Source organism: Microbacterium sp. T32, from assembly GCF_001619615.1.
Taxonomy (GTDB): domain Bacteria; phylum Actinomycetota; class Actinomycetes; order Actinomycetales; family Microbacteriaceae; genus Microbacterium.
Window position 1 is genome coordinate 12,938 of record NZ_LQQP01000045.1, and the last position, 11,791, is coordinate 24,728.

Sequence of the window (11,791 nt, forward strand, 5' to 3'; positions counted from 1 at the left end):
GTGCGTGACGCGAGGTGGCGCCGCTCGGCCGTGCTGCTCCTGGCCCTCGCCTCGCTCGCGGAACCGGTCGTGGAAATGCTCACGACCGACCGTGCGCATTACGTCGAAGGCGCCGTGACCGCGCCACGTCCGCTCGTCGAAGCGACCACGGGGCTGTCCAACGCCCTGATCCCTCTCGTGGCGGTGAGCGTATTGCTCGCTGCTCTTCTCTGGTCGCGTGTGGACGGCGTCGCGCTCCTGCTCGTGAGCCTGCCGTCGCTGGTGATGACGGCCAATGAGTTCGTGCACGGTCGAACCGTAGGTCCCTCGCTCCTGCTGCCGGCGTTCGCCGGGGTGCTTCTCGTGACCGCGCGGGTGAAATTCGAGGATCTGAGGCTGCTGGGCCACCTCGGTGCCGTCGTGGCCGTGGGATCGATGCTGGGGTGGCTCGTCGCCCCCGCGATGGTTCTCATGTCCGCCGGTCTCGCGCACGCCGAGAAGTCGGTCACGGGAGCACCGCTCCTCGCGGGGATCTTCTCCCATTCCAATCTCCTCGGCCTGTTCCTGACCGCCTCCCTCCCCTTCGCCTTCCTCGAACGGCGCTTTCTGCTGCGTTGGGGGATGGCCCTGTCGATCGCTGCGGCGCTGGTGCTGACGTCCTCGCGTACCGCCCTGTTCGGTGCGGGGGTCGTGCTCGGCGTGATCCTCGTGGGCTGGCTCCTGCCGCGCCTCGCTTTCCGCGTCGTGATGGCGGGGGGACTCGTCGCTCTGGCGATCGCGCTCGTCCAGGTTCCCTTCACGGAAACCGATCCGTCCGCATACACGGAGCGCGGCGGGATCTGGATGTACAACATCGGCCTGCTCCCGGGGCACTGGCTCACCGGGCGGGGTGCGTGGTACTACTCCGACAATTACGCGCAGTTCGAGGCCGCGTTGTCGAGCGCGGCCAGCCACGCGCACAACAGCCTCTTGACCCTTCGCGTGATGGGTGGTCTCGTCCTCATCGGCGCCGTGCTCGTCCTGCTCCTGTGCGTGTGGCGCGGAATCGACGGCATGGAGGATCGACGGCACATGTTCGTCGCCGGAGCATTCCTCCTCGGGCTGCTGGCCCTCGGCGTGACGGAGACGACGATGCGGTTCGCCGCCTGGGGGCCTCTGTCGGCCTGCTTCCTCGTCCCGTTGTTCGTCCTGGTGTCGGAGTGGCGCGCACGTGTGGCGGGCGGTCGAACGGCGAGCGCCGGCCCCGTCGCCACGTCAGCCCTTGCGGAGCAGCCAGCCTGAGAGGAACGGGACGAGTCCGCGCCGCAGACGGCGAAGCCGTGCCGCGAGGGGGCGGTCGGTCTCCTCGCCGGCTCGGCGAGCCGATTCCCTGGCGACATCCGGTGCGGGCCAGACCAAGCGGAGAGCGACACGGAATCTGTCCGCGAGGTCGAGCTCACGCAGCGCGGCGGCGTACGCGCGCACCCGGTCGGGCTGAGCGCGCCAGAACCAATCCCGGGGGACGCCGTCGTCGACGAGAGTGACGCCCGGCCGACAGACGTCGAGCTCGTGGCGGAGTGCGGGGACGGCCCCCAGTCGTCGACAGGCCGTGACGGGGTCCGGCAGGCGCTGGAGCAGGTCGATCGCCACCCGTGACGGCGAGTCGGCCTCTCGAGGGCGTCCGATCTCGGGTCGTGCCGCGTGGAGCGCGGCGATCACGGCGTGCGACGTCCGCGAAGGGACGAGGACGGGAATCCCGGCCATGCGCACCGCGACCGTGTCGGCGACGACGAGTTCGAAGGCCGACTCGTCGTCGAACGTCATGCCTGGCATCCGTCGGTGGACGTCGATCTGGCAGCCCCACCCCGTCGGGGAGAGAGTCGCGGAGTGCCCGATCGGTGTGCCCCACCAAGGGTCGGGTTCTCGCTGCCATCCGCACTCCTGCAAAGCCTCGATGAGCTCCACCCACCGTCGCGGGTCGCACCACACGTCGACATCACCGGAGTGCTCGCGATCGCGAAGGCCCTGATCGTGCAGGGTCGGGCCTTTGATGAAGACGCACCGGATGCCGCGCTCCTCCGCCACGCGAGCGACGAGGGCCCACACGAGTTCGTGCAGAGGCGAACTCAGGTGGGGCGGTTCCAGGGTCCTCACGGCCGACGGGTGGTGCACGCCGAGAGCGACCAGGCCCGAAGCCGCGAGCTGTCGAGCGATGACGGCCTGCTCCGGGCTCAGGTCTCCGGTGGGGACGGGCATTGGGCCGGCGAGCCGTCGCCACACCTCCGCGCCGTCGCCCAGGAGTCCGAGGGGTTCGCTGCGATCGGTGGGCAGGACGATCACCGAAACGGGGGGGTCGAAGCCTTCCGTGTGACCCGTATCGAGCGCGGCCGTCGCGACCGCCATCCATCCCGCCGCGGGCGAGGGCTCAGAGGAGCTCATAGGGCGGGAGGGAGGGTTCGCGACCGGAGACGACCGCCCGCGCGGCGCGGACGATCCCGAGAAGGTGGGCGCGCGGCGGAGCGGAGGCGAACACGACGAGGGGAAGACGCACGATGAGGGCGGCCACCACGATGGCGCCGGCGAGACGGCCCGGGGTGCCGAGGACCTCCAGGTACCTCCTCGCCGAGAAGGCGACGGCCGGAAGGACCCGGGCGATGTGGTGGGAGGTGGTCGTGGATTTCTCGTGAGAGATGCCGACGTCGATCGAGACGGGTTCTGCTCCTCCCCGAGCCCGGTGGTTCCGGACGAACAATGCATCCTCGAAGCAGAAGATCAAACGCGCGTCGAGGCCGCCCGCCCGTGTCCAGGCGTCACGGTGGATGGCCACCGCGCTGAAGGACTTGTAGCCGAGCCGTGCGCGGGGGCGGACACGAACCCGCCGAGCGAAGCGCACGCCCAGGGCTTCGAGCAGCGAGACGGAGACGAAGACGCCCCACCGGCCGGGGAGGGGGCGCATCGGCTCCGGGTCGAAGTAGAGGAGGTCGGCCGGATTGTCGCGGCGGTCGGCTGCCCCGGCGATGGCGCTCCGCAGGTGCGCGGCCACCCCATCGCCCAGGATCAGATCGTCGTTCAAGAGGACGACCCAGTCCCACTCGTCCACGGCGGCGAGTGCGGCGAGGATGCTCCGGGCGAAGCCCGGGTTGGCGCCCGTGTCGATCACGGGTGCGTCCAACTCGGTCGCGGCCGCGGCGACGGATGCGGCGTTGGCGACGATCCGCACGTCGATGCCCTCCCGACGCAAGGCGCGAAGCCAGGGCGAGGCTGCCACGACCCGCGATCGGCTGATCGTGGGGACGAGAGCCAGGACGCGGGGAGTCATCGCAGGCCCGGTACGTGTCGGTAGAGGTCGAGGTGCTGCTCGACGACGGCCGACCAGGCCCAGCGGGGATGCACGTGCTCACGTGCCCGATCGCGGAGGGCGTCCAGATCGGGATCGTCGAGGACCCGGACGATGGCGTCGGCGATATCGGTCGGTGCGGCGCTGCGCGCGACCAGCGCGGGGGAGAGTCCGTCGACGACCTCGGGGTTGGCGCCGATGGGAGTGACGACCGCGACCGTCCCGCACGCGAGGGCTTCGGCCGTGGACAGCCCGAAGCCTTCCAGCGCGGTGGTCGGGGTGATGGCGAGATCGGCCTCCCGGTACCGTTCGCGCAGTTCTTCCTCGGGGATGCGGCCGAGCAGTTCGATCCGCGAGCCGAGACCGAGATCCGCGATGCGCTGGGCGAGTGCTTCGCCGAGGGGACCGGAGCCGGCGATGTGCAAACGGGCACCGGGGATTCGCGAGAGCACCGACGGCATGGCATCCACGAGAGCGTCGACTCCGGTGCGCTCGACGAGCCGTCGGGCGGTGAACAGGACGGGGGAGAGACGGTCGAGGCGGTGAGCTGGGGCGTCGCCGTCGGGGCGGAACCACTCCGTGTCGAGTCCGCCCGGTATCTGCACGACGCGCTCGCCGGTGCGGCGGTCGAGCGTCGCGACCTCCGACCGGACGAACGCGCTCAGCGTTACGACCGTGTGGGCGCGGCGCAGGACGTGGCGCTCGGCGCGGCGGAGGCCGCCGACGGCCGCGCGCCGGAACGGGGCCGGGAGTGCGTAGGAGCCGCGGCGCTCGGAGAGCAACTCGCGATACACGGGCGCGTGGCAGGTGTAGACGTAAGGCGATCGAGACAGGGCCGGCTCGATCATCGGAACGGGGAAGTGCCCGTGCAGGAGGACGCGCCGGGTTCCCCCGTCGCGCACCGCCCGCGCGATGCGATCCCGCACGCCGCGGACGATGTCCAGTGGATAGCGCACGGCGAAGAGCGGGTCCGTCTTGCGGGGTGGGTCGAATCGGCGGATCAGGACGCCGTCGGCTCCGCGTTCCTCATCCGGCTGCTCCGGAGCCGTCCGCTTGGCGATCACCGTCACGCTCGCCTCGGCGGCGACGAGGCCCGCGGAGAGCTCGCGGACGTACCGCTCCAGACCGCCGAGCTTGTCGGGTGCCACGGCGTTCGTGACCATGATCACGTGGGGCGGGGTCCCGTTCACCGGTGGCCCCTCTCGACGACGAGCGCGGCCGCGCACGGCGGGACGAGGCGGGGGCAGGACGGGACTCGTATCGCGTCGGTCATCGGATCGACTATCCCGCGCGGATCCGCAGTCACGACCCGTGTGTGCGCTCAGGAACGGCCTAGGCGGCGCTAGTTCGCCCGACGATTCACCCCTGGGACACTCGGGCTCCGTCGTGCTATCGGTGTCACAACCCGAGAGTGCGCCGCAGGTACGCGTTGCGGAAGACCCCGCGGGGGTCGGCCTCCCGCGCCGCGGCGAGGAAGTCATCGGCGTGGGGGAGGGTCGCGCGGATCGTCCCGCCGGGCATCGTGAACGCCTTGCCCCAGTGCGGGCGGGCGTCGAAGGGGGCCAGTGCGGCCTCGATCGTCGGTAGCACCGCGGCCACCCCGGCGTTGTCGTTGCGCCACGTGAAGTGGATCGCCAGCACGTCCCGCCGGTACGCCGGGCTCAGCCACAGGTCGTCGGCCGCGACGGTCCGCAGCTCCGTCACGAGTAGGACGGGATCGATCGTGGATGCCACGGCCCGCACCGCCGCGAGCGCCTCGGCCGCGGCATCCAGGGGGACGAAGTACTCGGACTGGATCTCGTCGCCGTCGCTCGGGAGGGCCTCGGCGCGGAAGTGCGGGAGGCGCGTGTGCCACGGGCCGGGGGTGCCTCGCTCGGTGGTGTTGCCGACCGTGCGGATGCGTCCGAGGTGCAGGTCGTCGCCGATCGGACGGCCGCCCAGGTCGGTCACGTAGCCCGGTTCGACATCGGCATCCGTCGTCTTGATCCACACGAGGTCGTGCGCGGGGTCGCCCCACGTCGTGAAGACGCTGACGCTGCGCGCACTGGCGAAGAGGCGCCGCGGGTCGGCGACGATGTCGTCCCACGCGACACCCGTGTACGCCTCGGCGGTCACGGTGTAGGTCGGGACGGTGTGCAGTTCCACGGCCGTAACGACCCCGAAGGCGCCGAGGCCGAGCGCGGCCGCCGGGAACCACGGGTGCTCGGCGTGGACGAGGTGGCGGTCGCCGTCGGCATCCATGATCTCCAGGGCCGTGACGGCGCTCGAGAGGTTGCCGTTCGCGGTGCCGGAGCCGTGCGTGCCGGTCGCGGCGGCGCCGGCGACGGAGATGTGGGGGAGCGAGCCGAGGTTGTGGAGGGCGCGTCCCTCGGCCTCGAGCACGGGCGCGAGCCGCGCGAACGTGACCAGCCCCTCGACGCGGACGCGGTCGCCGTCGACCTCGATCGCCACGGGCATGTTCTCGAGCGACAGCAGCGCCCCGTCGGTGTCGCCGACGTCGTTGAACGTGTGCCGGGTCGCCTGCACGCGGAGCGACTCCGCCCCCGTGATTGCGGCCGCGAGCTCGTCGAGGTCGGCGGGCAGCAGGGTCTCGGCGGCGCGGTAGCGGTGGTTCCCGGACCAGTTCGTGCCGGAGGGACGGGTGTGGGTCATGGGGTCCATCCTGCCCCGCGCGGGTCGCGGCGGGGCCGTCGGGATCAGGGCGTCGGGAAGAGCTCGGCCTCGAACACCGCTTCGGCCGCCCCGACCAGCAGGCGGTTCTCGCCGAGTTCGGCGACGCGCAGCCGCAGGCCTTCCGCGCACGCGGGCATCGTCTGCGTGCGCACGGCCGCGTCGAGGCCGTCGAGGTCGAGAGCGGCGAGCGTCGCGAGGAACCCGCCGAGCACGACGACCGCGGGATTGAGCACGTTCGCGGCGTTCGCGAGCGCCGTGGCGAGGATGCGCCGCTGTCGGGCGGTCTCGGCCCGCACGTCCGGATCATCGGTGGATGCCAGCGCCTCTGCGAGCGCGGAATCGTCCACCGCATCCAGGCGCAGGGCCGACAGGAGCCGCGCGCGGCTGACCTCGTCCTCGAGTACACCGTCGGCGGCCCGGCGGTCGGTGGCATCCACGATCCCGGGACGGTTCTGACCGAATTCTCCCGCGTAGCCGCCCGCTCCGCCGAGCGGGACTCCACCGACGATCACGGCCCCACCGATGCCGCTCGCGCCGCCGTTGAGGTAGACCACGTCGTGCGCGCCGCGGGCGGCGCCGAAGAGATACTCGGCCAGCGCGCCGAGCGCGGCGTCGTTGCCCACGCGGGCGGGGAGACCCGTCGCCCGGGTGATGAGGTCGCCGATCGCGGCATCCGTCCACTCCAGGTGCGGCGCGGTGCGGACGAGGCCGTCGGCGGCGCGCACCGGTCCGGGCACGGCGACGCCCACACCGACCGTGCGGCGTCCGCGGAGGGGGCCGTCGGCCCACCCGGTGAGGCGCTCGTGGACGAGTTCGGCCGTGCGCTCGGGCGTCAGCAGCTGAGCCTGGGGGAGGCGCTCGCGCGCCACCGGGGTGCCGTCCAGGGCGAAGGCGCCGATATCGAGCGCATCGACCTCGGGGTTGACGCCGATCGCGACGACGCGCGGATCCGGGGCCACCGTCGGCGAGGGGCGGCCGACGCGTCCGACCGGGTCGGGGGCGCGCTCCACGACGAGGCCGTCGCCCACGAGCTCGCCCACGAGGTCGGCGATCGTCGAGCGGTTCAGACCCGTCGCTTCGGTCAGTGCGGCGCGGGAACGCGGGCCCTCGCGATGCACGGTGCGCAGCACGAGCGCGAGATTCGCGCGGCGCATGCCGTCGCCCCTGCTCGCGGTGACCATCCGACCACTGTGCCACGGCGGCGGGTTCCGTGCCGGGAGCGCCCCCGCGTCCCGTCCGCGCGCCATAAACGCTCCCGCTCGGCGGAAACGCCCTGAGACGGCGTTTCCGCCGAGCGGCGGCGTTTATCGACCGTTCACGCCACGCATAGCACCCGGTGCCAGAATCGGAGCATGGACCTGTCTGGCATCCCGATCACCACCATCCGTGGCGAGCAGACCACCTTCGGTGCCCTCACCGAGGGCAAGGCGGCGCTCGTCGTCAACGTCGCCTCCCGCTGCGGCCTCGCGCCGCAGTACGAAGCGCTCGAGGCGCTGCACAAGAAGTACGCCGACCGCGGTTTCACGGTCATCGGCTTCCCGAGCAACCAGTTCCTGCAGGAACTCAGCGACGAGGAGAAGATCGCCGAGTACTGCTCCGCCACGTGGGGCGTGACCTTCCCGATGTCCGAGAAGGTCAAGGTCAACGGGCGTAGCGCGCACCCGCTCTACCAGGAGCTCACCCAGACCCCGGATGCCGAGGGCAAGAAGGGGCGCATCTCCTGGAACTTCGAGAAGTTCGTCGTCTTCCCCGACGGTCGCGTCGTGCGCTTCAGCCCCCGCACGCAGCCCGACGCCCCCGAGGTCGTCGCCGCGATCGAAGAGGCGCTGCCGAACTGACGCGGCGGCGCGCGGCGCGGTGGACGCCGCGTCGCGTTTCGGTGTCCAAGACGCGCGGACCGCACGCCGTGGCATCCGCGTGTCTTGGACACTGAACGGCGACCGTATGGGCGCGGGGCGTCTCGATAGTCTGAGCGCGCACCCGAACCCGAAAGGCGCCCCATGGTCGATGCCGTCGTCCTCGTCTCCGGCGGAGCCGCCGTCACCCCCTTCACTGACCCGGACCACGCGGCCGCGACGGGTCTCGCGGCGGGCAACACGATGACCGCCCTCCGCGCGCACTTCCTCGCCCGCGGCATCCGCGTCTTCACCGCTCCCGCCCGCATCGGTGCGGGAGAAGTGCGGGAGGATGCCGGATGGCAGGGCTTCTCCGACGTGCCGGTCGTGCTGCCCGCCGAGGTCACGATCAATGCCGTGGGCCGTGTCGACGACGCCGGCGTCGCGCTCGCCGGGTTCTTGCGGTACCTCGCCGCGGAGGAGGGCGTCGGCAGCGTCGCGCTCGTCGGGCATTCGATGGGCGGGCTGTTCTCGCGGGCGGCGATCCGCGAGCTGGGTTCCGGCGCTCCGCGCGTCGAGCGCCTCGTGACGCTCGGCACCCCGTGGGACGGCTCGGTGCTCGGCGACCTCCTCGACGACGAGATCTCCGAGGCCGACGCCCACGGCGACCCGGCGACGCTGAAGATCTTCGCCGAGGCGCGTCCGTACGCGGATGCCAACTCCCAGGGCGCCGCGGCCGAGGTGTCGCGGCGGTTCCTGCGGAACTGGAACGATGCGCAGGCCGGGGTGCTGGACGGCATCCCGGTGACCGCGATCGGTGCCGGCTACTTCGCGGCGGCGGCCGAGCCGGTGCAGCTCTGGCCGCACGACGGCCTCGTGTCGATGACCAGCGGACGCGCGGACGAGGTGCCCGCCGCGGTGCTGCCCGAGGTCGAGCGGCACTCCTTCCCCGACCACGTGCACAGCATCTTCTTCGCCGACGCGTTCGGCCTTCCGTGGGAGCGCGCGCTGACCTGGGACCCCGCCGTGTTCGCGGTGGTGGACGGAGCGCTCGGGCTCTGACGCGGGGGCTGGACGCCGCGGCATCCGGGGTATATGTTGTGAGAACCAACAAAACCTCGTGCGGCGGCGAACCACCGTGCGCATCCATGCGAAGGAGCAGGAATGCCCACCCCCACCCGTGACGACAAGTTCTCGTTCGGTCTCTGGACCGTCGGCTACAACGGCACCGACCCGTTCGGCGGACCCACGCGCAAGCCGCTCGATGTCGTCCACGTCGTCGAGAAGCTCGCCGAGCTCGGTGCCTACGGCCTGACGTTCCACGACGACGACCTGTTCGCCTTCGGCTCGACCGATGCCGAGCGCCAGACCCAGATCGACCGCTTGAAGGGTGCCCTGGATGCCACGGGCCTCATCACCCCGATGGTCACCACCAACCTCTTCTCGGCCCCGGTCTTCAAGGACGGCGGCTTCACGTCGAACGACCGCCAGGTGCGCCGCTTCGCGCTCCGCAAGGTGCTGCGCAACCTCGACCTCGCCGCCGAGCTCGGTGCGAAGACGTTCGTCATGTGGGGCGGCCGCGAGGGCGCCGAGTACGACTCCGCGAAGGACATCCGCCAGGCGCTCGAGCGCTACCGCGAGGCCGTCAACCTCCTCGGCGACTACGTCACCGACAAGGGCTACGACATCCGTTTCGCCATCGAACCGAAGCCCAACGAGCCCCGCGGGGACATCCTGCTGCCGACCCTCGGTCACGCGATCGCGTTCATCGACTCGCTCGAGCGCCCCGAGCTCGTGGGCCTCAACCCCGAGGTCGGGCACGAGCAGATGGCCGGTCTGAACTTCGCGGCGGGCATCGCCCAGGCGCTGTACCACGGCAAGCTCTTCCACATCGACCTCAACGGTCAGCGCGGCATCAAGTACGACCAGGACCTCGTGTTCGGCCACGGCGATCTGCACAACGCGTTCGCGCTCGTCGACCTCCTCGAGAACGGCGGCCCCGGCGGCATCCCGGCGTACGACGGCCCGCGTCACTTCGACTACAAGCCCTCGCGCACCGAGGACGAGTCGGGCGTGTGGGACTCGGTCTCGGCCAACATGAACACCTACCTGCTGCTCAAGGAGCGCGCCGCGGCGTTCCGCGCCGACCCCGAGGTGCAGGAGGCCCTGGAGGCCGCGAAGGTCCTCGAGCTCGCGCAGCCGACGCTCAACGAGGGCGAGTCGTACGACGACCTCCTCGCCGACCGCTCGGCCTACGAGGACTTCGACACCGACGCGTACCTCGGCGGCAAGGGCTTCGGCTTCGTCCGTCTGCAGCAGCTCGCGACCGAGCACCTGCTCGGCGCACGCTGATCCCGGGAGGGGCCTGGATGCCAGGCCCCTCTCCTCAGCGTTGAGTGTCCAAGACACGCGGACGCGGTCGCGCGCGATCCGCGTGTCTTGGACACTGAACGGTGGTGGGGCGCCGACCCGGCGGGGCGGTGACGGAACGGAGTGCCGACGCAGAGCCGGGCGGCGCGAACAGAGGGAGTGAGCATGGCGCTCGTCGTGGGAGTCGATTCGTCGACGCAGTCGTGCAAGGTCGTCGTGGTCGATGCCGACACCGGGCGCGTGGTCCGCGAGGGGCGCGCGTCGCACCCGGCGGGAACGTCGGTCGACCCCGAGGCCTGGTGGATCGCGCTCCAGGATGCCATCGCGCAGGCCGGCGGCCTCGACGACGTCGCGGCGGTCTCGATCGCGGGACAGCAGCACGGCATGGTCGCGCTGGATGCCGACGGGCGTGTGATCCGCGACGCGCTGCTGTGGAACGACACCCGCTCGGCGCAGGCCGCGGCCGACCTCATCGCCGAGGTGGGAGCGGAGGCGTACGCCGGCCGCACCGGCGTCGTGCCCGTGGCATCCTTCACCGCGACGAAGCTCCGGTGGCTGCGGGATGCCGAGCCCGAGAACGCGGCGCGCGTCGCCGCGGTGGCGCTCCCGCACGATTGGCTGACGTGGCGGCTGCGCGGCTTCGGCCCCGGCAACGCCGACTTCGCGGAGCTGACCACGGACCGCTCGGATGCCTCGGGCACGGCGTACTGGGGTGCCGACGGTTACGACCGCGAGCTGCTCGTGCGCGCGCTCGGGCACGACGCGGTGCTGCCGCGCGTGCTCGAGCCGTGGGAGAGCGCCGGGACGCTCGCGAGCGGCGCGCTCGTCGGCCCCGGTGCCGGCGACAACGCCGGAGCGGCGCTCGGCCTCGGCGCGGGCGTCGGCGACGTCGTGGTGTCACTCGGCACGTCCGGCACGGTGTTCGCCGTGACCGACCACGTCGTCCGCGATACCTCGGGCGCGGTCGCCGGATTCGCGGATGCCACGGGCCGGTTCCTCCCGCTGGTCGCGACGCTCAACGCCGCCCGCGTGCTCGACGCGTTCGCCGGGCTCCTCGGCGTCTCGCACGACGAGCTCGGGGCGCTCGCGCTGCAGGCGGAGCCGGGTGCCGACGGCGTCGTGCTCGTGCCGTGGTTCGAGGGCGAGCGCACCCCGAACCTGCCGCATGCGAAGGCCTCGCTGACGGGTCTGACCCTGGCATCCACGAACCGCGCGAATTTCGCCCGCGCGGCGATCGAGGGGATGCTCAGCGGCCTGGCCGTGGGGCTCGAAGCGATCCAGACGCAGGGCGTCGAGGTGCGGCGCGTGCTGCTCATCGGCGGGGCCGCGGCGAACGAGGCCGTCGCGCGCATCGCCGCGCAGGTGTTCGACGCCGAGATCGTCGTGCCGGCCGCGGGCGAGTACGTCGCGCTCGGCGCCGCGCGCCAGGCCGCGGGGGTGCTCGCCGGTGGTCCGGTGGACTGGACCGTGGCGACAGCCCGCGCCGTCGATCCGGACTTCCGTCCCGGAATCCGCGCGCGCTACGACGAGGTCGCCGCGCTCCGCGCGCGGGAGTGACGCCGCCCTCCGCGGTGGCGGACTACGAGACGGCAGCGGGCTGACCTCCGTTGCCGCAGCC

General features: G+C 71.9%; 10 protein-coding genes. 5 read left to right on the top strand and 5 right to left on the bottom strand.

Annotation, left to right across the window (positions count from 1 at the left end):
* Nucleotides 1-1,260, top strand: a complete 1,260-nt coding sequence (locus AVW09_RS14790; RefSeq protein WP_156496124.1) for an O-antigen ligase family protein — start codon at nucleotides 1-3, stop codon at nucleotides 1,258-1,260.
* On the opposite strand, the gene AVW09_RS14795 is transcribed toward AVW09_RS14790, so the two are convergent.
* The 5 genes from AVW09_RS14795 to AVW09_RS14815 form a co-directional block, all read right to left on the bottom strand.
* Nucleotides 1,234-2,397, bottom strand: coding sequence for a nucleotidyltransferase family protein (locus AVW09_RS14795; protein ID WP_082823009.1), 1,164 nt, complete (start codon nucleotides 2,395-2,397; stop codon nucleotides 1,234-1,236). The two genes, AVW09_RS14790 and AVW09_RS14795, sit on opposite strands and share 27 nt — an antisense overlap.
* On the bottom strand, nucleotides 2,384-3,277 hold the full coding sequence (locus AVW09_RS18070; RefSeq protein ID WP_063258787.1) for a hypothetical protein: 894 nt from the start codon (nucleotides 3,275-3,277) through the stop codon (nucleotides 2,384-2,386). The genes AVW09_RS14795 and AVW09_RS18070 overlap by 14 nt, the downstream gene beginning before the upstream one ends.
* Nucleotides 3,274-4,485 (bottom strand): glycosyltransferase family 4 protein, encoded by a 1,212-nt coding sequence (locus tag AVW09_RS14805; protein WP_063258788.1) that lies wholly within the window; start codon nucleotides 4,483-4,485, stop codon nucleotides 3,274-3,276. Before AVW09_RS14805 ends, AVW09_RS18070 begins: the two co-directional genes overlap by 4 nt.
* A gap of 208 nt (nucleotides 4,486-4,693) precedes the next feature.
* Nucleotides 4,694-5,947, bottom strand: a complete 1,254-nt coding sequence (locus AVW09_RS14810) for a D-arabinono-1,4-lactone oxidase (protein ID WP_063258789.1) — start codon at nucleotides 5,945-5,947, stop codon at nucleotides 4,694-4,696.
* A 44-nt stretch (nucleotides 5,948-5,991) separates the two neighbouring features.
* Nucleotides 5,992-7,149 carry an ROK family transcriptional regulator gene (locus AVW09_RS14815; protein ID WP_063258790.1) on the bottom strand — a complete coding sequence of 386 codons (1,158 nt, stop codon included), beginning with the start codon at nucleotides 7,147-7,149 and terminating at the stop codon, nucleotides 5,992-5,994.
* Between the two features lie 171 nt (nucleotides 7,150-7,320).
* Here AVW09_RS14815 and AVW09_RS14820 point away from each other — a divergent pair, with 171 nt between their 5' ends.
* The 4 genes from AVW09_RS14820 to xylB all read left to right on the top strand — a co-directional run bounded on the left by AVW09_RS14820 (nucleotide 7,321) and on the right by xylB (nucleotide 11,730).
* A complete protein-coding gene (locus tag AVW09_RS14820) occupies nucleotides 7,321-7,806 on the top strand; it encodes a glutathione peroxidase (RefSeq protein ID WP_022879017.1) in 486 nt (161 codons plus the stop codon).
* Nucleotides 7,807-7,968: 162 nt separating this feature from the next.
* Entirely contained in the window at nucleotides 7,969-8,865 is an 897-nt protein-coding gene (locus AVW09_RS14825; RefSeq protein WP_063258791.1) for a lipase family alpha/beta hydrolase, read from the top strand.
* Between the two features lie 102 nt (nucleotides 8,866-8,967).
* Complete coding sequence (gene xylA, locus AVW09_RS14830) at nucleotides 8,968-10,155, top strand: xylose isomerase (RefSeq protein WP_063258792.1); 1,188 nt, start codon at nucleotides 8,968-8,970, stop codon at nucleotides 10,153-10,155.
* A 183-nt stretch (nucleotides 10,156-10,338) separates the two neighbouring features.
* Nucleotides 10,339-11,730 carry a xylulokinase gene (gene xylB / locus AVW09_RS14835; protein WP_063258793.1) on the top strand — a complete coding sequence of 464 codons (1,392 nt, stop codon included), beginning with the start codon at nucleotides 10,339-10,341 and terminating at the stop codon, nucleotides 11,728-11,730.
* The last annotated feature ends 61 nt before the right edge of the window (nucleotides 11,731-11,791 follow it).